Source organism: Novosphingobium sp. PhB165 (genome assembly GCF_004341845.1).
GTDB lineage: Bacteria > Pseudomonadota > Alphaproteobacteria > Sphingomonadales > Sphingomonadaceae > Novosphingobium.
Genome location: NZ_SLVB01000001.1, coordinates 167,149 through 189,180 on the forward strand (window position 1 = coordinate 167,149; position 22,032 = coordinate 189,180).

45 protein-coding genes are annotated in these 22,032 nt (G+C 63.6%); 24 read left to right on the top strand and 21 right to left on the bottom strand.

The genetic code is table 11. From position 1 onward, the window contains the following. Positions 1-189: 189 nt before the first annotated feature. From terL to EDF56_RS25790, 10 genes are all read right to left on the bottom strand, one after another. Complete coding sequence (gene terL / locus EDF56_RS00770; RefSeq protein WP_132384845.1) at positions 190-1,641, bottom strand: phage terminase large subunit; 1,452 nt, start codon at positions 1,639-1,641, stop codon at positions 190-192. After that, positions 1,638-1,808, bottom strand: a complete 171-nt coding sequence (locus EDF56_RS00775) for a hypothetical protein (protein WP_165912037.1) — start codon at positions 1,806-1,808, stop codon at positions 1,638-1,640. The genes terL and EDF56_RS00775 overlap by 4 nt, the downstream gene beginning before the upstream one ends. Positions 1,809-1,846: 38 nt before the next feature. Further along, positions 1,847-2,155: a hypothetical protein gene (locus EDF56_RS00780; protein ID WP_132384847.1), complete on the bottom strand. Its 309-nt coding sequence runs from the start codon at positions 2,153-2,155 to the stop codon at positions 1,847-1,849. Then, the gene (locus EDF56_RS00785) at positions 2,152-2,883 is read right to left on the bottom strand and encodes a hypothetical protein (RefSeq protein WP_165912038.1); all 732 of its coding nucleotides are present in this window, start codon (positions 2,881-2,883) and stop codon (positions 2,152-2,154) included. Before EDF56_RS00785 ends, EDF56_RS00780 begins: the two co-directional genes overlap by 4 nt. A 31-nt stretch (positions 2,884-2,914) precedes the next feature. Then, positions 2,915-3,388, bottom strand: a complete 474-nt coding sequence (locus tag EDF56_RS00790) for a DUF2280 domain-containing protein (RefSeq protein WP_132384849.1) — start codon at positions 3,386-3,388, stop codon at positions 2,915-2,917. Between the two features lie 22 nt (positions 3,389-3,410). Beyond that, positions 3,411-4,037, bottom strand: coding sequence for a putative metallopeptidase (locus EDF56_RS00795; RefSeq protein ID WP_243652311.1), 627 nt, complete (start codon positions 4,035-4,037; stop codon positions 3,411-3,413). Next, on the bottom strand, positions 4,034-4,306 hold the full coding sequence (locus tag EDF56_RS25780) for a DUF2442 domain-containing protein (protein ID WP_165912039.1): 273 nt from the start codon (positions 4,304-4,306) through the stop codon (positions 4,034-4,036). The genes EDF56_RS00795 and EDF56_RS25780 overlap by 4 nt, the downstream gene beginning before the upstream one ends. Further along, on the bottom strand, positions 4,303-4,539 hold the full coding sequence (locus tag EDF56_RS25785) for a hypothetical protein (protein WP_165912040.1): 237 nt from the start codon (positions 4,537-4,539) through the stop codon (positions 4,303-4,305). The genes EDF56_RS25780 and EDF56_RS25785 overlap by 4 nt, the downstream gene beginning before the upstream one ends. A 120-nt stretch (positions 4,540-4,659) precedes the next feature. Further along, entirely contained in the window at positions 4,660-4,869 is a 210-nt protein-coding gene (locus tag EDF56_RS00805; protein ID WP_132384851.1) for a hypothetical protein, read from the bottom strand. Beyond that, the gene (locus tag EDF56_RS25790; RefSeq protein WP_165912041.1) at positions 4,866-5,003 is read right to left on the bottom strand and encodes a hypothetical protein; all 138 of its coding nucleotides are present in this window, start codon (positions 5,001-5,003) and stop codon (positions 4,866-4,868) included. Before EDF56_RS25790 ends, EDF56_RS00805 begins: the two co-directional genes overlap by 4 nt. 123 nt (positions 5,004-5,126) lie before the next feature. On the opposite strand from EDF56_RS25790, the gene EDF56_RS00810 reads away from it, so the two are divergent. After that, positions 5,127-5,309 (top strand): hypothetical protein, encoded by a 183-nt coding sequence (locus EDF56_RS00810; RefSeq protein WP_165912042.1) that lies wholly within the window; start codon positions 5,127-5,129, stop codon positions 5,307-5,309. Between the two features lie 86 nt (positions 5,310-5,395). Here EDF56_RS00810 and EDF56_RS00815 read toward each other — a convergent pair whose 3' ends face one another. The 11 genes from EDF56_RS00815 to EDF56_RS25800 form a co-directional block, all read right to left on the bottom strand. Beyond that, on the bottom strand, positions 5,396-5,689 hold the full coding sequence (locus tag EDF56_RS00815) for a hypothetical protein (RefSeq protein ID WP_132384853.1): 294 nt from the start codon (positions 5,687-5,689) through the stop codon (positions 5,396-5,398). Next, a complete protein-coding gene (locus EDF56_RS00820) occupies positions 5,686-6,105 on the bottom strand; it encodes a hypothetical protein (protein ID WP_132384854.1) in 420 nt (139 codons plus the stop codon). Before EDF56_RS00820 ends, EDF56_RS00815 begins: the two co-directional genes overlap by 4 nt. Then, positions 6,095-6,946 (bottom strand): helix-turn-helix domain-containing protein, encoded by an 852-nt coding sequence (locus EDF56_RS00825; RefSeq protein ID WP_132384855.1) that lies wholly within the window; start codon positions 6,944-6,946, stop codon positions 6,095-6,097. The genes EDF56_RS00820 and EDF56_RS00825 overlap by 11 nt, the downstream gene beginning before the upstream one ends. Then, positions 6,943-7,140 carry a hypothetical protein gene (locus EDF56_RS00830; RefSeq protein ID WP_132384856.1) on the bottom strand — a complete coding sequence of 66 codons (198 nt, stop codon included), beginning with the start codon at positions 7,138-7,140 and terminating at the stop codon, positions 6,943-6,945. Before EDF56_RS00830 ends, EDF56_RS00825 begins: the two co-directional genes overlap by 4 nt. Beyond that, positions 7,137-7,490, bottom strand: a complete 354-nt coding sequence (locus EDF56_RS00835; protein ID WP_132384857.1) for a DUF1064 domain-containing protein — start codon at positions 7,488-7,490, stop codon at positions 7,137-7,139. The genes EDF56_RS00830 and EDF56_RS00835 overlap by 4 nt, the downstream gene beginning before the upstream one ends. Next, positions 7,487-7,663, bottom strand: a complete 177-nt coding sequence (locus EDF56_RS25795) for a hypothetical protein (protein WP_165912043.1) — start codon at positions 7,661-7,663, stop codon at positions 7,487-7,489. The genes EDF56_RS00835 and EDF56_RS25795 overlap by 4 nt, the downstream gene beginning before the upstream one ends. Next, positions 7,660-7,845 carry a hypothetical protein gene (locus tag EDF56_RS00840; protein WP_132384858.1) on the bottom strand — a complete coding sequence of 62 codons (186 nt, stop codon included), beginning with the start codon at positions 7,843-7,845 and terminating at the stop codon, positions 7,660-7,662. Before EDF56_RS00840 ends, EDF56_RS25795 begins: the two co-directional genes overlap by 4 nt. Before the next feature lie 2 nt (positions 7,846-7,847). Continuing rightward, complete coding sequence (locus EDF56_RS00845) at positions 7,848-8,093, bottom strand: GapR family DNA-binding domain-containing protein (RefSeq protein ID WP_132384859.1); 246 nt, start codon at positions 8,091-8,093, stop codon at positions 7,848-7,850. After that, positions 8,086-8,565: a hypothetical protein gene (locus EDF56_RS00850; RefSeq protein ID WP_132384860.1), complete on the bottom strand. Its 480-nt coding sequence runs from the start codon at positions 8,563-8,565 to the stop codon at positions 8,086-8,088. The genes EDF56_RS00845 and EDF56_RS00850 overlap by 8 nt, the downstream gene beginning before the upstream one ends. A 112-nt stretch (positions 8,566-8,677) precedes the next feature. Next, positions 8,678-9,013 carry a hypothetical protein gene (locus EDF56_RS00855; RefSeq protein WP_132384861.1) on the bottom strand — a complete coding sequence of 112 codons (336 nt, stop codon included), beginning with the start codon at positions 9,011-9,013 and terminating at the stop codon, positions 8,678-8,680. Continuing rightward, a complete protein-coding gene (locus EDF56_RS25800; protein ID WP_165912044.1) occupies positions 9,010-9,231 on the bottom strand; it encodes a hypothetical protein in 222 nt (73 codons plus the stop codon). The genes EDF56_RS00855 and EDF56_RS25800 overlap by 4 nt, the downstream gene beginning before the upstream one ends. A gap of 12 nt (positions 9,232-9,243) precedes the next feature. Here EDF56_RS25800 and EDF56_RS00860 point away from each other — a divergent pair, with 12 nt between their 5' ends. From EDF56_RS00860 to EDF56_RS00970, 23 genes are all read left to right on the top strand, one after another. After that, the gene (locus tag EDF56_RS00860; protein ID WP_165912045.1) at positions 9,244-10,041 is read left to right on the top strand and encodes a helix-turn-helix transcriptional regulator; all 798 of its coding nucleotides are present in this window, start codon (positions 9,244-9,246) and stop codon (positions 10,039-10,041) included. A 353-nt stretch (positions 10,042-10,394) separates the two neighbouring features. After that, the gene (locus tag EDF56_RS00865) at positions 10,395-10,808 is read left to right on the top strand and encodes a hypothetical protein (protein ID WP_132384863.1); all 414 of its coding nucleotides are present in this window, start codon (positions 10,395-10,397) and stop codon (positions 10,806-10,808) included. Continuing rightward, complete coding sequence (locus EDF56_RS00870; protein WP_132384864.1) at positions 10,805-11,122, top strand: hypothetical protein; 318 nt, start codon at positions 10,805-10,807, stop codon at positions 11,120-11,122. Before EDF56_RS00865 ends, EDF56_RS00870 begins: the two co-directional genes overlap by 4 nt. Continuing rightward, entirely contained in the window at positions 11,122-11,445 is a 324-nt protein-coding gene (locus EDF56_RS00875; RefSeq protein ID WP_132384865.1) for a hypothetical protein, read from the top strand. Before EDF56_RS00870 ends, EDF56_RS00875 begins: the two co-directional genes overlap by 1 nt. Further along, entirely contained in the window at positions 11,442-11,687 is a 246-nt protein-coding gene (locus tag EDF56_RS00880; RefSeq protein WP_132384866.1) for a hypothetical protein, read from the top strand. Before EDF56_RS00875 ends, EDF56_RS00880 begins: the two co-directional genes overlap by 4 nt. A 194-nt stretch (positions 11,688-11,881) precedes the next feature. Continuing rightward, positions 11,882-12,655 carry an ERF family protein gene (locus EDF56_RS00885; RefSeq protein WP_132384867.1) on the top strand — a complete coding sequence of 258 codons (774 nt, stop codon included), beginning with the start codon at positions 11,882-11,884 and terminating at the stop codon, positions 12,653-12,655. Further along, complete coding sequence (locus EDF56_RS00890; RefSeq protein WP_132384868.1) at positions 12,655-13,197, top strand: NUMOD4 domain-containing protein; 543 nt, start codon at positions 12,655-12,657, stop codon at positions 13,195-13,197. The genes EDF56_RS00885 and EDF56_RS00890 overlap by 1 nt, the downstream gene beginning before the upstream one ends. After that, positions 13,194-14,171, top strand: coding sequence for a hypothetical protein (locus tag EDF56_RS00895; RefSeq protein ID WP_132384869.1), 978 nt, complete (start codon positions 13,194-13,196; stop codon positions 14,169-14,171). Before EDF56_RS00890 ends, EDF56_RS00895 begins: the two co-directional genes overlap by 4 nt. Continuing rightward, a complete protein-coding gene (gene ssb / locus EDF56_RS00900) occupies positions 14,171-14,788 on the top strand; it encodes a single-stranded DNA-binding protein (protein WP_132384870.1) in 618 nt (205 codons plus the stop codon). The genes EDF56_RS00895 and ssb overlap by 1 nt, the downstream gene beginning before the upstream one ends. Beyond that, positions 14,785-15,180, top strand: a complete 396-nt coding sequence (locus tag EDF56_RS00905) for a hypothetical protein (protein ID WP_132384871.1) — start codon at positions 14,785-14,787, stop codon at positions 15,178-15,180. Before ssb ends, EDF56_RS00905 begins: the two co-directional genes overlap by 4 nt. A gap of 3 nt (positions 15,181-15,183) precedes the next feature. Then, positions 15,184-15,570: a DUF968 domain-containing protein gene (locus tag EDF56_RS00910; RefSeq protein ID WP_132384872.1), complete on the top strand. Its 387-nt coding sequence runs from the start codon at positions 15,184-15,186 to the stop codon at positions 15,568-15,570. A 10-nt stretch (positions 15,571-15,580) separates the two neighbouring features. Beyond that, a complete protein-coding gene (locus EDF56_RS00915) occupies positions 15,581-16,084 on the top strand; it encodes an HNH endonuclease signature motif containing protein (protein ID WP_207904593.1) in 504 nt (167 codons plus the stop codon). Continuing rightward, positions 16,077-16,478, top strand: coding sequence for a recombination protein NinB (locus EDF56_RS00920; protein ID WP_132384874.1), 402 nt, complete (start codon positions 16,077-16,079; stop codon positions 16,476-16,478). The genes EDF56_RS00915 and EDF56_RS00920 overlap by 8 nt, the downstream gene beginning before the upstream one ends. Continuing rightward, a complete protein-coding gene (locus EDF56_RS00925; protein WP_132384875.1) occupies positions 16,475-16,915 on the top strand; it encodes a hypothetical protein in 441 nt (146 codons plus the stop codon). Before EDF56_RS00920 ends, EDF56_RS00925 begins: the two co-directional genes overlap by 4 nt. After that, positions 16,908-17,942, top strand: a complete 1,035-nt coding sequence (locus EDF56_RS00930) for a phage Gp37/Gp68 family protein (RefSeq protein WP_132384876.1) — start codon at positions 16,908-16,910, stop codon at positions 17,940-17,942. Before EDF56_RS00925 ends, EDF56_RS00930 begins: the two co-directional genes overlap by 8 nt. Further along, positions 17,935-18,399, top strand: coding sequence for a hypothetical protein (locus tag EDF56_RS00935; RefSeq protein ID WP_132384877.1), 465 nt, complete (start codon positions 17,935-17,937; stop codon positions 18,397-18,399). The genes EDF56_RS00930 and EDF56_RS00935 overlap by 8 nt, the downstream gene beginning before the upstream one ends. After that, on the top strand, positions 18,396-18,830 hold the full coding sequence (locus tag EDF56_RS00940) for a hypothetical protein (protein WP_132384878.1): 435 nt from the start codon (positions 18,396-18,398) through the stop codon (positions 18,828-18,830). The genes EDF56_RS00935 and EDF56_RS00940 overlap by 4 nt, the downstream gene beginning before the upstream one ends. Continuing rightward, positions 18,827-19,102 carry a hypothetical protein gene (locus tag EDF56_RS00945; protein ID WP_132384879.1) on the top strand — a complete coding sequence of 92 codons (276 nt, stop codon included), beginning with the start codon at positions 18,827-18,829 and terminating at the stop codon, positions 19,100-19,102. The genes EDF56_RS00940 and EDF56_RS00945 overlap by 4 nt, the downstream gene beginning before the upstream one ends. Further along, the gene (locus tag EDF56_RS00950; protein WP_132384880.1) at positions 19,095-19,511 is read left to right on the top strand and encodes a Lar family restriction alleviation protein; all 417 of its coding nucleotides are present in this window, start codon (positions 19,095-19,097) and stop codon (positions 19,509-19,511) included. The genes EDF56_RS00945 and EDF56_RS00950 overlap by 8 nt, the downstream gene beginning before the upstream one ends. A 677-nt stretch (positions 19,512-20,188) precedes the next feature. Continuing rightward, positions 20,189-20,806 carry a hypothetical protein gene (locus EDF56_RS26290; protein WP_243652312.1) on the top strand — a complete coding sequence of 206 codons (618 nt, stop codon included), beginning with the start codon at positions 20,189-20,191 and terminating at the stop codon, positions 20,804-20,806. After that, positions 20,803-21,003 (top strand): hypothetical protein, encoded by a 201-nt coding sequence (locus tag EDF56_RS00960; protein ID WP_132384882.1) that lies wholly within the window; start codon positions 20,803-20,805, stop codon positions 21,001-21,003. The genes EDF56_RS26290 and EDF56_RS00960 overlap by 4 nt, the downstream gene beginning before the upstream one ends. Further along, positions 21,000-21,617: a hypothetical protein gene (locus EDF56_RS00965; protein WP_207904594.1), complete on the top strand. Its 618-nt coding sequence runs from the start codon at positions 21,000-21,002 to the stop codon at positions 21,615-21,617. Before EDF56_RS00960 ends, EDF56_RS00965 begins: the two co-directional genes overlap by 4 nt. Further along, entirely contained in the window at positions 21,614-21,964 is a 351-nt protein-coding gene (locus tag EDF56_RS00970) for a hypothetical protein (protein ID WP_132384883.1), read from the top strand. The genes EDF56_RS00965 and EDF56_RS00970 overlap by 4 nt, the downstream gene beginning before the upstream one ends. The last annotated feature ends 68 nt before the right edge of the window (positions 21,965-22,032 follow it).

A 22,032-nucleotide genomic window follows, 5' to 3' on the forward strand; every position in this document is an offset into this window, starting at 1 on the left:
TTGCAACCCCGCGCCATGCTGTGTTCCCATTAGACCGGAAAGCTCTCCATTGATCTGTTGTTATAGCATACGACGGATTACCTAGAACTAGGACTGGTTCATCGCGATAAAGTAGCAGGGAATTGGCTTTGATTGACTCTAGAGTGCCAGTCGAGAACGCGTTGATTGGAAGCATATTATCCCTTTGGATCACAGAACATCAAACGCAGATGCTTGCCGGAGTGATACAACGTCAAATCCTCGCGACGTGGCATCCGCTTCGTCATCATGCTTTGCCGCCGGGAAGCTCTCAAGAGCGGTGAACCATTGTTCATTCCATGGTCCGCGCAGGACATCGACGTTACCGGCTTCTGCCTGGGCAGAGAACGGACCGAAGCGTGTGACTTTATCGCCCGTTTCAGTCGAAGACCGAACGTTGTAGCCGCTCAGCATCTTCACCATCTGCGCGACTTGGCTCTTGCCGGCTTGTCCGGGGTCTTGCGGGAGTGAAATCTCCACGGCTACGCCATCTTCCGAGGCAGTGTTGAGGATGAAACGCTCGACTCCTGCGGGCGTGGTCTTCGTCGTCCGGCAGTCGGCCACGATGTATCGGCCGTCAGGTGCGCGGCCGATCTTCACCGAAGCCGTAGCGTCAGGGTCGGGATTATCCGGCGTCGGCGGTGTCGCTGCGAGATCGTATCCTCGGCCCCATACCACGCCGGCGGGGATCGCATCGACCACACGGCACCAGGCGCGCTGGAAATACAGCCCGGCGGCGGGCCGGATCTTCCAGTTGCCGCCCAGCAAGCGCTCGCGCTCCACGAGGGGCAGCGCCAGCAGCGACGCCATGTACCCCGGATCGGCGGCCATCAGCGCCTTGTTGTCGGTCAGCTTGGCCGGGATGAACGTCAGTGACTTCGCGGGGATGGCGACCTGCTCACCCGCGTCGTTGATCATGGTGTAGCAGGCCAGGTTTTCGGGGCTGTCTGCCCACTTCAGGTCCTCGCCGACGCGGACGAACCACCGCAGCTTGCCCGCGCGTTCCGGGATGGGCAGGCCGGTGTCTTGGTCGATCCACCACGCGATGAGGTCGGCGACCCAGCTATCCGCGTCAGGATTGCAGGTCGCCCGGATGTAGGGGCGCACACCGCACATCGAGCGGTTGCGGCTGACCATGTACCAGAACTGGACCGCGGAGAAGTGCGTCAGCTCGTCGAAGCAGATCAGCGGGATCTGCGAACCCTGCCAGTTGAACCGGGTCTTGTCGTGTTCGAGGTGGGCGAAGCTCACGCTGGCGCCGGTGGGGAACGACCACGAGAGCGTGTGCTCCTTCGGATCGCCGCCGACCTGCGGGTAGAGGACGGCGCTTTCGTCCCATAGGCCGCCCTCGTTGCGGATCTGCACGGTGGACCGGCGGAAGAACACGGCGCCGAAGCCAGAGTTGGCGATGTGGCGCAGCGGCTCCATGAGTAGGCCCCACGTCTTCCCGCCGCCGGCACCGCCTCCGTAGATGGCGATGTCGGCAGGCGACGACAGGAACGCGGTCTGCGGGCCGGGCTGCGGCTTGATCGTTTCGGCGGTGATCTGCGGGCCGCCGTTGTGCCCTATGCCCGCTACCGGATGATCGTTAGGCTCTGTGAGGAATCCGACTGCGGGGCTCATGCGTCCGTCGGCGCCCCTTTGGGCAGGGTGATGCGCTTAATTTCGATCCGCCATTCGCCAAGGTCAATCACGTCCGGCTCTATGCCGGAAGACAAAGATGCGGAGATAAAGAACCCGCCATCCACGTCCTGACCATTGGCCAGAGCGTAGAGGACAAGCTCTCCCATTGCGTTGAGTACACGTTGCGGAGGTCGCGTCACGGACATCACTCACCCCCGCTGCGAGAGAGGGCGGCAAGCACTGCACGGGCCTTGTCGGCGTCTTTACGGCCGGCCGCCCGGATGATGCGAAATAGGTCGATCTCGTCCGGCAGTGCGCGAAGTACTTCCTTCAGCGCCTCGGCGCGGGCTTGCTGGAGGGCGGCTTTGATGACGGCAGCGGCGGCAGGATGCGCCTCGGGAGTCATAGCGCCCTGCTGCCACTTCTTTAGACCAAAGGCGCCGTGTGCAGTTCTCCACACTGTCATTGCGGCCTCATCCAGCGCGCGCAGCTTGTCGGTGTCGATTTTGGTCATGCCGTTGCCTCCCGCGCTTCCTTGTCACAGTCGCGGCAGGGTTCGCCGATCCGGTTCCCGTGAATGCAGCGTCGCGGAGCGTCCCCATCCTGCGCAGGAGCGGCGGAAAGAGCGGCCTCAATGCGAGCGTAGAGTTCGGGATAGATATACGGTGTGTCACTCGTCCAACCGCCTACCGTAGTGGACTGGCTCTTGATTTCGCGGAGGATCGCCATCGCCTCCACCAACCTGTCAGGATTGCTCGGGGTGGCGGGGCGAGCGTAGAGAGCGCGGCATTCCTGACCTTGCGCACGGTAATGCGGCAGGTCGTCCTCACTCGCGTCAATCCAGCCCCGATCCGGATGCTTGCGCTGCCACGCCACCGGCTCCTCGTCCGCAGGTTCGGCGGGGCGGGATTGCAGGGCGGCGATGGCGGCCCGGGCATAGTCCCACACCGGATGCCCTTCGCCCATGTCCTCAAGCTCCATGTCGCAACGATCCTCATCGTCGCGAAGCCTGTTCCAGATCGCTCTCGCCACTGTCTCCACCACATCCTCTGCGGCCGGGGTGGGGTTCATGGTCGCGGCAAGTTCTTCACGAGTGTTCTCGACCAGCGCCGCATAGGCAATTGCCGCCATCTCGTCGGCATCCATGGAAACCAGAACGTTACCCTGAATGTCTTCGTCAAAGACTTCGATCTCGTTGCGCGCAATCCGTTGCAGCGCCGCCTTCAGCTTCTCATCGCTCATGTTCTTGGGGTCCTTGGTGGAGGGAGGGAGGTCATGCCGCGGTGTCCCGGCCGTTATCGGGGAGGGCGAAGATCGCGACGGCCGGCGCCGCAGCGGGCAGATCCTTCCCGTCCTTGCCGGTGATCTCGCGCTTGTTGGTGTAGGCGTTGCCCATCTCTTCGGCGGCTTGCTTGTGCAGCTGGGCGGCCAGCGGGAAGTTACCCTTGTCCTCGGCCTTCGTAGCCATGCGCTGGAGCGCGCGGAGCCGGGTCGAGCGGTGTGCGATTGCGATCTGCGAGGAATCGTCCACGAACGATTTGCGGGCAGCCTCGAACAGCGCCCGCCACTTCGGCGCTACCTTGGCGCCGGCAACCTTCGTCGGATCATACTTCTCAACGTTCTGCCGGGTGATCGTCCGGCCAAATTCCTGGTTGACGGCGGCCACCACCTGAGATGGCGTGTCGAAGCATGCGAGAGCCTGCACGATGAAGGTTTTCACGTCGTCGGTAAGCTTGGCATCAGCCACGTTTCTGTCTCCTCTCGGTCAACTAGGCGACCGCGCGCAGGCAGGTGCCGCAGGCCCCATCGATCGAGGCCCGTCCGATCATCGGCGCGCGCTGGGCGGCATCCACCATCGCCGACACGCCAGCAGCCTCCGCGCCATACCGGGCGACGACACCCACGAACTCTTCGACATCATGCCCGCGGATCGCGAACGACGGCGTCCCGTCCTGCTTGAACTTGGGCATCCCGTAGTCGTCGAGCTTCTGGGCGCAGTGGTAGAGTTCATGCTCCACCAGGGCGCAGAACGAGGGATCATCCATCCCGGCAGCAGCCGGCGCGCTGAACGTCAGCAGGAAGTCGGGCATCCCGTCGAACCAGTCGGCGATCTGCTGCTCGGCGCGGGCCTTCTGCCACTTCCCCATTGCCATAGGCGGCATCAGCTCGGCCTGGCCGACGACGGCGCGCATGTTCCGGCTGTTGTCGCAGTTTGTCCAGAGGATGCCGAGGGCTGCATCACGCAGGTGGGCGTGGTCCGGGTTGTAGAGCTTGCTGTCCTCATTGAGGAAGGTCATGCGGATCCAGCTGCGCAGGTCCGGCGCGGGGACGAACCGGTCCATCATCTCCAGATCGGAGAAGGTGGCGAGGTCGTGGGGCGGGTAGGGGCGGCTCACAGCATCTTCTCCGCGCGATTGTCGCTACCCGCAGCGGACCGGCGCGCCAGAAGGAAGTCGGCACTCACTGTTTCGCCTAGGCCGGGCCACGAGATCGACAGGCCGTCGGGCGCGATATCGAACTCTTCCAGCATCGCCGGGCGCGCGGCGCTGAGCATCGGAAACCACTCAAGCGGGGCACAGAGCGTGCGACCGTCGGCGAACTCGACGCAAAGCGCCTTCTTCGCGATCGTGACATCGCAGATGGTATGGTCGAGAGGGACAATCATGCGTGGCGAAGCTCCCGGAGGCGTTGGCGGTAATCTCGGCGCTGCTGGATCAGGGAGCATCCGCCGCACTCCTCCACCCAGCGCTTGTTGCATTCGGTGCGGGATCCGAAGACGGTTTCGACACCTCGCCATCCCCAGCGGATGAAGACCTCTGCGAAACCCGGAGGGGCTGGCTTGCGGCGGGTGTTGCGCTGGAACAGGTGCGCGGCGGAAATGACGGTCGCGGTCTGCATGTTCAGTGCACCTCCTGCTGATCAAACGGCGATGTGCCGGGCTTCCATTGGGTGAGCGCGTAGGCGCGGCAGCGCATGCGATGCGCTTGGGCCGCGCTGTTCATCTTCCGCATGTCGAGGTCAGCGGGGAGGACAGTCACCACCTTGCACATCATGCAGGGCGATGTGCTGGCCGGTGGAGAGATTGACCCAGATCGAGCCGACCGGCGCGAAGGCGGCGGCGCACTGAACTGCTCGGCACGACAGGATGTTGATCGCCTCTATCTCGGACTTGAGGCCGGGGATGCGCTGCATGGCACGGTGGATGGCGTGGGCGGTGATGGGGATCATGCCGCGCGCTCCTCTGCAAACCGGCGCACGCGCGCGATGATGGCTCCCGAGGTTTCTGCGGTGAGCCGTGGGCCTGCTGCGGCGGTTGCGATCGCGACGCTCACCAGCAGAAGGGCTGCGCGCAACTGGTTCACATTACGCACAGAATCCGACGGCCAAGGGCGTTGCCTAACAAAAAAAGGAGACGCCAATGCGCGTACTGGTCGCAATCGCAGCAGCCTCGCTGGCCCTGATGGGAACCGCGAACGCTCACCCTTATGATCACCACCGGCCACCGCCGCCGCGTCACGGCTATCACCGCCCGCCACCGCCGCGACATGCCTATCACCGGCCGCCGCCGCACCGCGATCGGTACTACGATCGCCACCACTATGAGCACTCGCGGTATCGGCATGATGACAGGCACCGGTACTACCGCCACTGATCCCAGTGCGGTCTAACAGCCTCTGGCTTTGAACGGGGGGAGTGGTGCTTGTCGCCGCTCCCCTTTTGCGTGGCGAGGGGCCCTTGAAGCTGGTCGTCCAGATCATGCCACCTCTCCCGCGTCGATCTGTTGCTGGATCAGGTTGCCGTCCACGATGGGGACGAACCACAGGTGGGCCTCGTCCTCTTTCCCGAATGGCCAGCCACCGACATCCCGTGTCGGCAGTTCGATCTGCTCGACGCCGATCTGGATTTCCACGGACATGGTGCGGCCGAGGTCCAGCGGCGATCCGAAATAGGGCGGCTCGGAAATGGGCGAGCGGAACCAGAGCACAGGGCCCAGATCCTCATGCCAGACATCGAACGGGCGTGGCGTGGTCAGCTTCTTGAGGCTCATGCCGACTTCTCCTGCGACCATTCGAGGCCGTTGGGCCCGTCCACGATCCAGCCTTCCTTCAGGCCGATGCGCTTGAGGCTCGGCATGAGGGTGTCCGGGTGGGGCAGGGGTTCGTGATGTGCCGGACCCTCTGGCGCGACCAAGCGCAGCACCGGCGGATGCTTCGGCCGGTTGTGCCAGGCCAGCGCGTCCTTGGTCGCTGCCACCACGGCCGGGACGATCTTCGACGGGTGATCGCAGGTCAGCCGGGCGGCGCGGATGCCGTCGCGGAAGATGTGCAGCGGCAGGTGGGCAAGAGCGTCAAACGCCGCGTCCAGCCAGTCCTCGGCTTCCTTCGAGGTCATCCCGGCGGGCTTCACCAGCGCGAGGCTGGCAGACAGCATCGCGACCATTTCGATTTCAGGTTCATCGTGCACCGATTGCGATCCTTTCCTCTTGCTCCACGCGCTCGCGGCGCTTCCGGGCGGCCAAGTCCATGCCGATCTCCCGGACGGACGCGCGTTCCTCGGTTTGGTGCTGGGGTTGTGGTGCCTGACCGGCCGCGCGCTGTTGCTCGGCTTGCAGGGCCTTGGTGATCCACTCGATCGGGCTCGAAGGCGCGGGCTGGGCAGTCTGGCAGCGAGCCAGAACAGCGAGCACGGTGCCGTCCGAGTAGGTTTTTCTCCACCGGCCGATGATCGAGCGGGCTGCGGGCTCCTTGTGGCCAGATGCCATCAGGAGCTTGAGGCCGGTGCGGAAGATTGCTCCTGCGAGGTCCAGTGCCAGAGGCTCCGGCGCGTCGCGCCCGTCACCGATAGGTGACGGAATATCTTTGGTTCCCTTGTTTCCTTGTTCTTTTATGTCCCGCTTCTGTCCCAACTCTGTCCCATTTTCAGGTTCAGATGCTGTCCCAGCTTGCGGGTTGAAGTCCTGATATTTGCCGTAATTACATACGTTTATGACGAGACGGTCTGTCCCAACGCTTGTCCCACGGGCTGTCCCGGTTTTTGCGCGGGTCAGATTCACCATGCCTTCGGCTTCGAGGCGCTTGAGGAAACGGTCGACCGTCGACTTTGACCAGCCCCACTGATCTGCAAGCTCACGGATCGAATAGGAGAGCTGGCCGCGCTCCAGGGTGATCATCTTGCCACCTACATCGAACGGTGCCGGCTGCCACCGCGCGCGAGCGACGATCCAGAACCACGCACGGAAGCGCTCCGCATCCTTGAGGAGCGGGTGATCCAGCGCGCCGCGGTCCATGGCGATAAAGCCGCTCACAGGTGGGCGCCCCCGTCGATCAGCAGGGCACGCGCGTGCAGGTCAGCACGGGCAACCTTGGCCGCGTCAGCAGCAGCGAAGTCGCTGGGGTAGGTTTCCTGAGGGTAGACCAGGGCTCGGCCGCAGCTGCCGATCAGGCGCCACGAGAAGCCACCGTCTACCGGCACAACCTCGAAGGGGGCAGGGACGCTCAAATGGTCCTCCAGTCGATCGAGGGCCACATGGAGCGCGCGAAGGCGAGGCGCAGGGTGGAGGCTTCCGTGTTGGTCGCGGATCCGCCCTTCACGTCTTCGCAGACCTTCCGCCCCGCCTCGATGTATGAGAAATCGGGCGTGTAGACGGCGCGGCGGCCGTTCAGGTGCATCACCGGCTTGCCCTCGATGGCGAAGGTGAAGACAGGCTCGACCTCAAGGCCGACGATCTCCCCGGCGCGCTGGAGCAGGTGCAGCTCATTGCAGCGGCGCGCTTCCTTGGCACTGGCGTGCTTGTGGCCGTGCTGGCAGGGCGTCTTGCGGGCGCCGAACTTGTTGGGGCGTCCGGTCATTGGCCGATCTCCATCAGTTCGCTGACCTTGCGGGTGGCGCGCTCGACACCACGGCTCCACCAGAAGCCGCGCTTGGTGCCCCGGCTGTACGGGTTGCTCAGAGGCTCGCCGCGGAACCGGTGCGCGATCAGGGCGTCACGCCCCTCGCGCATCAGCTGTTCGATACCGATCACAGGGTGCTCCAATCGATCGGCTCCATGTCGGTGCGCCCCTTGGCGCGCAGGTCGGCGCGGATCTGGTCGACCATCGCGCGCTTGCGCGCCTTGGCGTCATCCCGTGCGATCTGGCCAAGGGCGCGCCCGGCTTCGCGGGCGGTGGTGGGCGTGGTGGCACGCCGGAAGAGACGGCCCAGCACGGTTAGAATTCCAAGCCGAGTTGGACGGAATAAGTCTCGATCAGAGCTTCGCGCTCGGCCAGTTTCTGGCGGTCCATCGCGCGGCGCTTGATCATTTCCTTCATGATGACCGGGTCGAAGCCCTCGGCCTTTGCCAGGCTAAAACGCTCCTTGATGTCTTCGTTGAGGCCTTTCCGCTCCTCGATCAGGCGTTCGGCAGCCTCGATGTGCTGGCGGAGGATCTTGGCGGTGGTGCTGTCGTCAGCCATTGCAGGCGGCTCCCTTGATCTGATCGGCTTCGAGGCAGATGGCCGTCAGTGCGGCCATGATCGGGCGAATGGTGTCGGCGAGCTGGCAAGTTTCGCGGTGGTCGCGATGTCCATCGGACAGGGCCTCGGCGAATTGGCCAGCGAGATTAGACAGGCGCGAAATGGTCGCGAGGTCGTTGGCAGGCTCGGAGGTCAGCGGCTTCAGCGCTACGCCATAGAGCGCCAGAACCTCGTCCAGCGCTGTGGGGTCGAATGCGAGGCTGTTTAACGCGGTGTGTAGTTCCGGGAGGGAATCGCCGGTCAGCGCGCGGTTGACGGTCGCCATGCTGCTGTCGATCGTATCGACGAAGGCACCCTTCTTCCCGGCAGATACGCGAGCCCAACCAGCGGCAAGTTTGCCCTGCACATCCGATTTCGAATTACGGCGAATTGCTCGGACATGATTTGTGCGGTGCGTCATACGTTCACTCATGTTCGAAGTGGTTGAAATCGTTGGCGGGCGCCGAAACGCGGGTGCAGTGGTGGCGCCAGTGCGTCAGGGCGGCAGTGCGAACGATCGCTCGGAAGAGGCAGGGAGCCATGGGTTATGGCCGCCGGTCAGCGCCGAGAGCCTGCGCGACTTCATGATTGGGCTGGAGGACGGCGACGCCCCGGCGGGCCAGCTCGGCAACGAGTGCCTCGGTGGGCACGCCGTTCAGGGGGCCGATGTCCACGAGTTCAATCGCGCGCGCACGGTGCGGCACCCGGCGGATGAATCCGCGCTCTTCGAGGGCCATCACGAGCCGATACGCCGAGGACTTCCCCGCGCAGCCAACTGCAACAGCCATCTCGTCGTACGAGGGAGCTATTCCGCCCGCGCTCGCGAGATTGCTCTTAAGGTAGGTGAGCAAGCGGCTCTGCTGTGCGGTGAGGCCGATCATGCGGCAGCGTCCCGAAGCTCCTGCGGAAGCAGGTCGGAGACGCTCAGGGCGCTTCCTTCGTTCTTCGCCGCGCCGAGCACCTCTTCCCAACGATCCAGTGGAATCCGGTTTCGGTCGAACCAGGCCTGCACGGTCGTATGACTGTTATGGCCGAGCTTGCGGGCCAAGGCGCGAATGCCGCCAAGGTCGGTGATGATCGTTTGGTGGTCCATACGCATGGTGTACACAGCGTGCGTACGCTGGTCAACGTGGAAAGTGTACCCATCCCGCGCGATAAGGCGGACATGGAAAATGTACGCACTACAGGTCAGACGATAGCCGGGCTGGTGGCTCGCGCAGGATTATCCATGCGCGCCTTTGCTAAGGCGTGCGGATATGCGGCGGCTTCGGGCGTGCAGCGCTACATGGATGCGGACTTTGATGGGAAACTAAGTCCGGCAGTCGCGGCGCGGATGGTTGAAGCGCTTGCAGGAAAGGGTGATCCTTCCATTTCTGCCGATGAGGTGTACGCGCTGGTCGGAATTCCCACGACAAATGCTGAACCTGTCCAGTACGAGGGCGCGTCTACGCAGCGGATGCGGCAGGATGTGCCGATCCTTGGAACTGCATTGGGGGCAGACCGCATCGACGACGATATCGCCATTGAGCAAACATACCTCTTTGCAGACGAGATCGTTGGATTTGCTAAGCGACCGGTGATTCTGGACGGTCGAGCTGATGTTTACGGCATCTATGTGCAGGGTTCTTCCATGTGGCCGGCATTTGAGGACGGGACGATTGCGTTTGCCGAGACCAAGCGCCCGCCGCGCATAGGCGACAGCGTTATCATCTATCTCCGTAGAAACGGTGAGGAGCACGAGGGTGATGATGGTGAAAGTGCCAGGACCGTCCTTGTGAAACGGCTAATCAAGCGCAGTGCATCGTTCGTCGAGCTGGAGCAGTACAACCCGCGCTTGACGTTTCAGGTGTCGACGAAAGAGGTGCTGAAGATGCACCGCGTGCTCACAATGAACGATCTGCTTTCGTGACTTCAAGCATCGATAAGCATCGAGACAGCACCGAGAAGGCGCTGAGGCAGGCGCGGCAGGCTGGGATTGATACTGTTAAGTTTCGCTTCGGCCATATGTTGGCGGGGCACTGCGCATACTCCAAGAAAATGGATGGCCGAAAGGTGCCTATAACTCGCGCCGGTGCGCTTCCGCATGAGAGTTGCGAACACCCCGATCAGTGCGGATGCCGCTGGCAGTCGTGGATGCCCTTGATGGACTGATTCTGGCGTACATGGGGTGTACGCAAAAAATGTATGATTGAGTATTGACGGGGCGTACACACCGTGTGTACATAACCTTCATCAGGCAAGAACGCCTGCATGGAGGTTCCCTTGAACGCCATCACCAAGATTTCGAGCGCGGCCTGGCACGAAACGCCTGCCGTCGCTGCATACCTCGCCACTGTCACCGTTGACGATCTGTCCCTGATCCGTCCGCTGATCGTGATGGGCGACGATCAGCTGCGCTACACCGGCGATCCGGTCGAGCAGCTTTCGGAAATGCGCCGCGAGGTCATCGACGCTCTGTTCGGTTGCACCTTCCGCAAGGCGCACGCTTCCGGCCGTGCCTACGAATATCTCGACTTCGAAGACGAGAATCCGAGTGTCGATGCGGTGCTTTCGGAGCGCTTCGGCGATCCGCGCCGGTTCGGCAACGAGCATCCCGACCGGGCCACGCGCCTGATGCGCTTCGATGCCCAGATCAAGGCCGCTCACCAGCGCCACGGGATCGGAGAGGCGGCATGAGCGCGCGCTACACCTTCACCACTTTCATCGCGTGGATGGACGGCGAGGACGAGCGGGATGCGTGCGTGGCCGTGACCTACACGCATTACAAAGGCTCGCGCCAGACGATGACTGATCCGGCTGAGCCCCCTTCGGTCGAGATCGTCGAAATCACGCCGATCGATCCCAGCGTGACCCTGCCCGGCGAATGGACCGACGGCAGCCGCGACGAGGAACTGCACGACGAGTGCTTCGAAGATTTCGCCGCCGAGATGGAGGAAGCCGCCGAATGGCGCGCCCAGTCCCGCCGCGACCAGATGATGGAGGGCTTCTAATGTCCAGCACCTATCGCGACTGGAACGTCTACTTCGACCCCAAGCCCATCCCGCACGCCGGGTTCGACTGGGAAGCCACTCACCCCGATTACGACGGGGAGAGTGATACCCGCATGGTTCACGCCGCCACTTTCAAGGAGCTGGCTGCCGAGATCGACAGCGCAATCTACGAGGCCTTGGAAGGCCCGGAGAGCGGCGCGGTTGACGCGATCACCGGCTACTTCGGCTACAGCTCCTTTTCGAGCGAGAGCAAGGCGCGCCAGATCGTGGCCGTGCTCGACAAGGCCGGTTTCGAGATCGTGGTTCGGGAGCGGACGGCATGATCCGCGCCGTATCCATCACCGTCGCGCTGGGCGCCGCTGCGCTGTTCGGCCTCGATCACTGGTCCGCCAGCTACATGGAAAGCCACCGCGCCGCGCGTGAGTTCGCGATGACGGACGCCTTCGGCACTGCCGTCGTCATCCTTGGCGGATTGGCGCTCTCCATGATCGCTTTCGGCGCGCTGGCGCTGATCCTCTTTCCCCGCCCGACGGGTCGCCCGGAGCTGGAGGATCACAACCAGTGACCTCCGGCTCCACCCTGACCCGCCACGATCTCGGTCGCATCGCTCTCATGCTCTCCAGCGGCTTCGCCATCGGCGCGGCTTGGGCGCTCTGCGGCTTCTGACCCTCTCCCAACCGCTGCGTCGCCGGTACCCCCCCCACCGGAAGCGGCAACAGTCCCCAGGCATCGGCGCTGTCTCGGGCAAGGATTCCAGCAATGAACGCTGTGACCCCCATTGAAGCTTCGGCCAGTGCTGATGTCCCGGCTGTCTACATGGCGATTTCAAACGTCATGGAGCAGATGGCGAAGGAAGGCATCGGCAAGGATCGTCGCAACACCCAGCAGGGCTACAACTTCCGCGGCATCGACGACGTGTACAACGCGCTCTGCGGCGTGCTGGCGTCCAACCGGCTGCTGATGCTGCCCTTCGTCGTCGATCAGAAGCGGGAAGAGCGCCAGACCGCGAAGGGCGGCGTCCTCAACTACACGATCCTGACTGTCGACTTCAAACTGGTCTCGGCGTTGGACGGCTCCAAGGACACTGTCCGCATGGTCGGCGAGGCCATGGATAGCGCCGACAAGAGCAGCAACAAAGCTCAGTCGGCGGCCATGAAGTACGCCGCGCTGCAGGTCTTCATGATCCCGACCGAGGGCGACAACGACGCAGACTCGACGACGCACGAGCTGGCGCCGCGCGAGCAGGGCATGCCCAATACTGAGTTCGCGCGTCTCGCCCAACTTCAGCAGGCTTCCGGCATCTCCACGGCCCGGCTCTGCAAGGAATACGGAGTCAGCGACCTCCGGCAACTCAATCAGGACCAGTACGGCAACGCTGTCGAGCGCCTGACCAACGCCATCGCCAACAAGGCGAAGGAAGAGACGAACCGCGCCGCGAAGGCCGAGCAGCCCGCCGAGAACAGGCAGGCCAACCGGACCGGACAAACCGGCGGCGATTTCACCGACATCGACGAATCCGACGTCCCTTTCTGATGGAAGCGATCGTGAACACTCCTCTCCTCGAATTTGAAGAATGGCGCGCGGTGCCGGGATTTGAAGGTCGTTATGAGGCATCCAGCTTCGGGCGCGTCCGCAGCCTGCGCAACGCAGGACACGGCTATGACCGGCCGCGAGCTAAGCCGCGCGTCCTCAAGGACTATACGAATAGTCGCGGTTATCGCGTGGTGACCCTTGGTCGTTCCGAGAATCCGACTGGAGTGCACCGCGTTGTCTGCCTGACGTTTCACGGGCAGCCGCCCAGTCCAGACCATACCGCCGCGCACCGTGACGGATACAAGCCCAACTGTCGCGCGGACAATTTGCGCTGGGCGACGTGGGACGAGCAGGCCGGTGATCGTCGCCGCCACGGCACCATCGCGCGCGGTGAGAGACAAGGTCTCTCCAAACTAACGCGCGGGCAGGTCGACGCAATTCGCGCGCAGTCCCCCTCCAAGCCCCAGTCCCAACTCGCCGCCGAGTTCGGCGTTGGCCAACCCCACATCAGTTCAATCATTCGCGGAGCCGTATGGTCATGATTACGCACTACGAATCCTCGTCGCGCGGCAGCATCGAAATTGCGACGATGCCGCTTTCGTTCGCGAAAAACTCGCTGAACAAGCTCACGCGCACCGAACCCGGCCGTACCGCTGAGATCGAAGCCCTTCAGGCCCACGTCGACAAGCTGGCAACGGAGGCCGAGGCCGCTGCGCTCGCCGGTGGCGAAGATGTGAACCCCCGTGCCGTGGTTGGCGGAAACAATCCCCCCGCCGACGAAGAGACTGCCGCTGTGATCGAACCGAAGTGGGATGCCGTGAAGGTCCACCTCGACGACCTGCTGACTGAGGCCCAGAACTGGGCGGACGGCATCGCGATCACAACGCAGGGGCAGGCCGACCAGGTCGCTACGCTGCGGCAGAGCCTTCAGGAGGCGATGAGCCTCGCCGACGAAGCCCGCAAGGTCGAGAAGGCGCCGCTCGACGCGCAGGTTGCGGAGATCCAAGACCGCTACAACGAGTACATCGCGCCCCTGAAGAACAAGAAGGCGGGCAGCGCGACCAAGGCGGCCTATGCGCTCGGCAACCTGCTGACCCCGTGGCTCCAGAAGCTGGAGGACGAGAAGCGGGAGCGCGAGAAGAAGGCCCGCGAGGAAGCTGAGGCAATCGCCGCCGCCGCCCGCGAGGCGCATCAGGAAGCAGCCGGTTCGGCTGACCTTGGCGCGATCGATGAGGCCGCCGAACTGATGGACGCCGCCGATCAGGCCGCGCGTACGCTCCGCTCGGTCGAGCGCGAAAAGGTGCAGGCAGTCGGCGATAACCGCGCGGTCGGCATGCGGTCTTACTGGAAGGCCATCCCGGTCGAAGGGCAGGGCGGCAAGGCTCTGGTCCACTACGCCCAGCGCCAGCCCGAGCGCATGAAGGCCTTCCTTCAGCAGCTGGCCGACGAAGACGTGCGCGCCGGTATCCGCACCATCCCCGGCTTCACGGTCGAGGAAGAGCGGAGGGTTGCGTAATGGCCGGCTCTGTCAACAAGGTCATCCTCGTCGGCAACCTCGGTGCCGATCCCGAGGTGAAGAGCTTCCAGAACGGCGGCCGCATCGCAACCCTGCGCATGGCGACCTCGGAAAGCTGGAAGGACCGCGCCACCGGTGAGCGCAAGGAGCGTACCGAGTGGCATTCGGTCACCGTCCAGAGCGAAGGTCTCGTCGGCGTGGTCGAGCGCTTCCTGCGCAAGGGCTCCAAAATCTACGTCGAGGGCCAGCTGCGCACTCGCAAGTGGCAGGACCAGAACGGCAACGACCGCTACACCACGGAGGTTTCGGTGGGCGGCGTTGGTGGCGTGCTGACGATGCTCGACGGCGCAAACAGCGGCGGGGACGGGCAGGGCGGACAGCGCCAGTCGCGCGGCAATGGCCAGCGTGACGGCAATGACCGTGGCGGCCAGCGCACCGGTGGCAGCTGGGGCAAGCAGTCGGGCGACAAGGAGGTCTACAACTCCGGTCGCGGTGGGTGGCAGGACGGCGGCGATGGCAGCCGTGGGTCGGCGGCCGACAACTGGCACAATGACGGCGGCTTCGGGGATGACCTCGACGACGATATCCCGTTCATGACCGACCGGAGCATCTGGTGATGCTCGGCGCCGAGCTGATTGCCGCGCCGGGGCGCGATGACGAGCCCGAGAAGTTCGACTTCGATTCACCCGAAGACGTTCTCATCGAGGTGCTTGCTCACGACAATGCGGATCAGACCCTTCCGCATTGGCCTTTCCACACCATCGAGACCTGCACGGTTATCGGCGGTGTCGGGGGTGTCTCCGGTGCTGCAAGCTACGAGAGCAGCTACGGGGGATTCCTCGACTATACGGTGCAGGATCTGATCGATTGCCCCGGTGAAGGCTGGTGGATCGTGGAAGGCGTGACCGGCGATTACCGCAAGGGTGATGGCTGGATGACCGACGATGACATGCGGTTCGATTGCAAAGGCTTCCGCCGAGCAACCGCCGCTGAAATCGCGGAGGCCTGAGCCATGGCACTCCCACCTCGCAAGTTCAAAGAGCCCGCGCCCAAGAAGGAGCGCCGCGAAGGCCGCTGGAAATCTCAGGCTCACCTGAAGTTCGTCCGGTCGTTCCATTGCGCTTGGCCCGGTTGCCAGCGCGCGCCGACCGAAGCGGCTCACGTCCGCATCGGTAGCGGGGCGGGAATGGGCCAGAAGCCGGACGACCATCGCGCAGTTCCGTTGTGCGGGGCCGATCTCGACTTCATGGGCCACCATGCCCAGCAGCACGCGATCGGCGAGCGCTCATTCTGGCGCGCCTATGAGGCCGCGTCGGGCCAGCCCGTGGAAAAGCTCATCGACAGCTTGTGCGACGCCTCGCCGCGCCGCCGGGAAATCCGGGAGCATCGCAATGGCTAAGCCTGTCTCCATGGCATTCAAGGACATGTCGTGTTCGAAGCGGTGCGAGAACTGCGGCAACCCGTTCTATCGCGATAAGCGGAACACCCGTGCCTACTGGCAAAAGGCGAAGTTCTGCTCGCGCGAGTGCTTCGGGGCCTTCGATGCACGTCGGAAGGTCGATACCCGTCTGCCGTTTGAGCAGGATTTTCTGCGCTGGTTTTCAAAGGGCGACGGCTGCTGGGAATGGATCGGCGCCATCGATCGCGATGGATATGGCATCTTCTCGTACGCCGGAAAGACTTATCGCGCGCACCGGATCGCCATGCAACTCGATGGCCGTGACCCAGGCGACATGATGGCGTGCCATCACTGCGACAACCCGGTGTGCGTCCGTCCCGACCATCTGTTCGCAGGCACCAACGCTGACAACATGCAGGACATGGTGGCGAAGGGCCGGAACCCCAATCGCTTCGGCGCCAACAATCCTAATTTCAAGCACGGCAGAACCGCAAGGGAGCACTGCAATGGCTAATGGCCAGACCCTCATTCTCGCGAATGCAGAAGTACGCCGTCGTGCGCATCGTCTGATCGATCTCGCGCCGGATCGGGCAGTGGTGAACATCCGCGCCGAGGCTCGCAGCCTCGATCAGAACGCGAAGATGCACGCAATGCTGTCCGATATCGCGCGGGCCAAGCCCGATGGCCGCGTCCTCACTACCGAGGTCTGGAAGGCGCTCTTCATGAACGCCGCCGGCTTCACGTGCGAGTTCGAGCCCACCCTGGACGGGCGCGGCGTGATCCCTCTCGGCTTCAAGTCGAGCCGCCTCAACAAGGCCGAGTTCTCGGATTTGATCGAGGCCATCCACTGCTTCGCTGCCGAGCACGGCATCGAGTTCACCGATCCCATCGAAAGGAAGGCTGCATGAGCACCACCTCAGATATCGCTGCGGGCGATGACCGCACCACCGCTCAGTTCTTCTTCGATGTCGGCTATTTCGCGGCTTGGTCCGACGCCTACATGCAGAACGGGAAGAAGGCCGCCTTCACGATCAGCGACGGGGATCTTGACCGGGCTTGGGCTATCGCGCCGGAAGCTCATGACGACCGCGAAGAGTGGGATCGCCACATGGCTGCGACCCAACCTGGCTGGCAGCCTATCGAGACCGCGCCGAAGGACGCGCCTTTCGGCACCTGGATCATCGGCTGCCGAGCGGGCCAGCCCGAAAGTGTAGGCCCTGTGACTTGGCGCAACGGCTTCTGGTTCCAGACGGACGGCGAACGTTGGATTGAGAACTGGCTGACCCACTGGATGCCTCTCCCCTCCGCCCCCTCTCAGATCGAGGAGGGGAAGGACAATGGCTGAGAACAGCGCAATCGAGTGGACGCACCACACCTTCAATCCGTGGATCGGCTGCACCAAGGTCGGGCCCGGCTGTGACAACTGCTATGCAGCCGACCTGTCCAATGCCCGCCTTGGCGTTGAATGGGGACCGGGCAAGCCGCGCCGCCACACCGCTGCATCGACGTGGAAGCAGCCGCGCGCGTGGAACCGGAAGGCGGAGGCTGCTGGCGTTCGCTACCGCGTGTTCTGCGCCTCGCTGGCGGACGTGTTCGACAACGAGGTTCCGGCCGAGTGGCGCGCCGAACTGTTCCAGTTGATCCGCGAGACGCCGCGCCTCGACTGGCTGCTGGTGACGAAGCGCATCGGCAACGTCGCGAAGATGGCCGATGCCGCTGGCGGGCTTCCGAGCAATGTCTGGCTGGGCGCGACGATCGTCAACCAGCTCGAAGCTGACCGCGACATTCCGAAGCTGCTCCAGACCAACGGGCCGCGTTTCCGCTTCCTGTCCATGGAACCTCTGCTCTCCGATGTGAGCATCGAGCCATGGCTGAACCCGGACCTGACCTGTCAGGGATGCGACGACGGCGAAGGGTACGGCAACCGTTGCGCCAGTGATCGCGTCCCGCGCGGAGAGCAGTGCCCCTGGAATCGCGCTGTGCAGATCGTGACGGATCATGGCCCTTATTCCGATGACGGCGAACCGACATCCGTCACGTGCGACGTGCGAACGCTGGATTGGGTCATCGCTGGCGGCGAGAGCGGTCCCAACGCCCGGCCTATGCACCCGGACTGGGCGCGTTCGCTGCGCGACCAGTGTGCAGCTGCGGGCGTCCCGTTCCTGTTCAAGCAGTGGGGCGAGTGGTTCCCCTTCGGCGAGCGGGACGCTGATGGCCACATCAACTCGCGGACGATGGGCGAACAGTCAGGCAAGTGGCTGGAGTGGCCAGATGCTCGGGGTTTTAGCGCCCGCATCGGCAAGAAGCAGGCAGGCCGCTTCCTCGATGGCGTTCAGCACGACGGATATCCGAAGGACGCATCCAATGCCTGACACCCGCACTGAGCATACGCCGGGGCCTTGGGGCTGGTTCGGCAACGCCAACAGCCACAGCCTCTATCTCGCCACCAAGCATAGCGGCCGCCGCTACGTCATGGGCTTCAAGCGGTGGGGCTTCTCCGGCGGGCAGCCGGAGTTTCAGCCTGGCGGGCGCGGCATGGTCGACGCTAGCGAGCTTCTGCAGTTCGAGGTCGGCGACCGCGATGTCGTCGGCGTCGAGGCCGCGCGCAAGAACACCAGCGTCTATCGCATGGACGTTCGCGGGATCGATTGCGCCGACGCCCGCCTGATCGCCGCGGCACCATGCTTGCTGAGCGCGTTGGAGACTGCCCGCGCCGCCCTCCACCAGCATTACATCGACTGGGACGGTGAGCGGGAAGACGCGGTTCCGCTGCAAGAGGCGCGCGCCGCCTGTGACGCCGCCATCGCCAAAGCCCGAGGTGAAGCATGAGCCTGCCGAGGGACATCCGCTGGCTTCGTAAGGATGCCGAATACTTCCGCCTCGAACGTGAAACCTGCACCTACGAATGGAGGGGCACGGAGGACCAACAATGGCGGGAAGGCCGCAAAGCCTGCATCGACCGGCGCAAAACCTGGGGGCAGGACGACTGCGAAGAGCGGGGGTCTGATCGCGGGACCTGCGCGGAATGTCGGCAGGACATTGCGGAGGCGCTTGAGACCAAAGCCTCCAAACAGCGCCGCGCCGACGCCTGCGCCGCCATGCGTGCCCGTGCAACTGCCCTGCGCGCAGAGAACCGCCAGCGCAAATCTGGCGCCGCGAAAGCGATCGAAGCCCGCAGGGCCGAGACGGGAACCGGCTCGGTTCACGAGAGCGCGGTGCCGCAGGCATTCGCCCAGAATATCCCCGGAGACTCCGCATGAAGACCTTCACCGTAGAGGTGACCCAGGTTGTCACCGTGGAGCTGGATGAGACGAAGTTCGACGAGGCTTTCCTCGCTGAGTTTCGGAAGCATTTCTATCGGTTCGACGACATCGATGAGCATGCGAAGCACATCGCCCAGTTGGAAGCGCGCGGGCTCATCACGGGCTGGCCGGTCTTCATCGAGGGGTACGGCCCCACCGAGGACATGGGCATCAAGGCCACCGCCGTAGTGGAATCCATCGAGATCGTGAAGGAGTACGCCAATGGCTGAGGAAAAGACCGGCCTTTCGGTAGATCAGATCGCAGCCACCCGTCCCGCACCCATCAGCCTGAAGCCTGATGCGACCGATATCCGCTTGGTGCTCGAAGGGACGCTTCCGCGCTGCCCATTCTGCAACGGCACGCCATCGACCCACACACGGTTCTTTCCGCATTCCGGGATATACCAGTCCATCGTGCATTGCGCGGGCTGCATGGCGGAAGTCATGGTCAACCAGCGCGACCGCGAAGAGGCGCGGCAGGATGCTATTGCGCACTGGACAGTCCGCGCGCCGGTTCAACCCGACGACCTCACCGCCGCCGCCCAGCTTCAGCGCTCCGGCCTCATCACCCCCGAGAAGTACAATCACATCTGCGAGAACATCAGGGCTCGCGATGCTGTGCGGGAGGCGATGGCGTGACATGGCTGTTCGTACCCGGAATATCCTCTCCTGCTGCGCCGGAGTTGGCGGCCTTGAACTCGGAATTCTGCTCGCCCTCCGCCATCGGGGAGAGGATGGGCGCGGTATATGTTACCTGGAGGGGGAAGCCGCAGCTGCCGCAAGTCTGGTCGCGTCGATGGAAGCAGGGTGGTTTCATCCGGCTCCTGTCTGGTCTGACATGCGAACCTTCGACGCTCGACCGTGGCGTGGCCACGTTCATATCCTCGCTTCGGGTGACCCCTGCCAAGACAACTCAGTCGCAGGAAAGCGCGCCGGGGCCGATGGCGAGCGCTTCCTTGCCTCCGAAGTCACCCGCCTTGCCGAAGAGTGCCGGCCTGATTCTATCTTCCGCGAGAACGTCCCGGGGAACGCGGACGGACAGCTTGCGGCCATCGCTCCGTCACTGGAAGGGCTGGGCTACCGCGTTGCGGCAGGAATATTCAGCTCGGCCGGAACTTACAACACCATGCGACGTGAGCGACTGTTCATCATGGCCGTCCGCCAAGACGGTGAGTGGGGGATGGGAGCGGGATCGGAACGGGAACGTCTATCCGACGCTGGAAGGTGCGGCCGAGATGTGGCCCGGCCCCATGGCGGGTGCGGCGGGGACGGATGCATACAATGCGGCGGGGAATTCCGACTTCTCGCGGAAGGCAATGCTGCAGGCGGAAGAGTTGATCTCGCGCTGGTCGAGCCCGAAGGCGTCGGATCCGGAAAAGGCCGGGCCGAACATGCGGGGCAGCAAGGGCGACGTGCCGTTACCGGGGCAGGCGGCACAGTGGGAAGCACCTTCGGTTGCGGTGACGGACGGGTCGCGGATGACGCGCGGCGGGGATCGATCGCACGAATTGCTCCTGACGGGTCAGGCGACGGACGCCTCGAAGCGCTGGGCAGCACCAGCAGCACAGAACCACAAGGGCAGCAGCGAGGGCAGCAGCGAGGGCAGCATCACGCGCTCGGACGGCAAGTCAAGGGAGGACATCCTCTCGTATCAGGCCGAGCAGTTCTTCCGCCTGCCGTCATCCCTGGACCGACCGATAGCCGGTGGATCGACATCCTCGACCGATTCTCCGAACTCCAACCAGCCCTCAGTGAAGAGGAAGCTGAATCCCATCTTCGTCGAGGCGTTGATGCGATGGCCCACCGGATTGAGCGGCTTCGAGCGACAGGAAATGGCGTGGACCCGTTGGTGGCTGCTCATGCCTTCCTTTCTCTCGGCGCTCTACTCGGCATCTGAGCCGGATCAGTTGGACCTTTTCGGAGCAGCAGCATGACCCGCATCGAACGCATCGGTGATGCGAGCCTCACCGACTTGGCTGCCCAGCTCGAAGCAATGCTGCGGACCGGCAAGAGCGCTGAAGAGGTAGCGACCGAACTTGGGGGCTTTGTCATCACTCTCGAAGCGAACAGCGTCGATGATGCGGCCAAACAGGCCCAGCGGATGCACGAACAAATGGGGACGAAGCAGTGACCCAGAACACCAGCAGCGCAGTCATGCAGCAGCGGCGTGAAGCAAAGGACGCGCTCGATGACTTCCCAACACCGCCCTGGGCGACGCGCGCGTTGTGCGAGTGGATCAAGGCGAACATTCGCGAAGACCTCCGCTATGACAGTTGCCGTGAACCCGCGGCTAACCGCGGGCACATGGTCAAGCCGCTGTCCGAGTACTTCGCGACCGTTTTTGCCGCCGACGTTCACGATTATGGCGCCGGCTTCGCAGTGGAGGACTACCTCTTTGGCCCTCTACCAACCCCTGTAGACTGGACGATCACGAACCCGCCTTTCCGGCTTGCCGAGCAGTTCATCGAACGGGCGCTCGCAACGAGTGACTGCGTGGCGGTGATCGTGCGCGCCGCCTTCCTTGAAGGGCAGGGCCGTTTCGAGCGCCTGTTCGCCAAGAACCCGCCCAGCCACGTCCTGCAGTTCACCGAGCGGGTCGTGATGCACAAGGGCAGGCTCGCGCCCGAAGGCTCGACCGCGACCGCTTACGCCTGGTTGGTTTGGGCAGACCGGGCCGCCGACACGAAACTGCGCTGGATCGCGCCCTGCCGGAAGAGGCTGGAACGCCCGGAGGACTACCTATGAGCCTGAACGTGACTGACGAGCGATGCGAATCGCTGGTGAAGCTCGACCGCAAACTATCGCGGGCCAGCTTCAACCAGAGGGGCATCAATTTGACTGCCGAGGAACTTAGCCTTCTGGCAGAATTGGGAACGCTGGCCGACGTTTCGGCCGCAAAATCGAAATCTCTGGAGGAGCGCGCCAAGTGTCGGCAGTTAAGGGTGGTGTCTACCAACGAGGGCCTTTCTGGCTCGACCTCGAAAGGGGAGCAGCCGGCGCGCCCAAGAGCGATCGATGGTACATCTGGTGGTACGACACCGGGGCAGGGCGCCAAAAGCGGAGAAGCACGAGCACATCGGATGTTCGGGTAGCCTGCGACAAGCTTGATGAGCATTATCTAGCTACCCACCGGTCTACCGACGATGATCTCGACACCTAT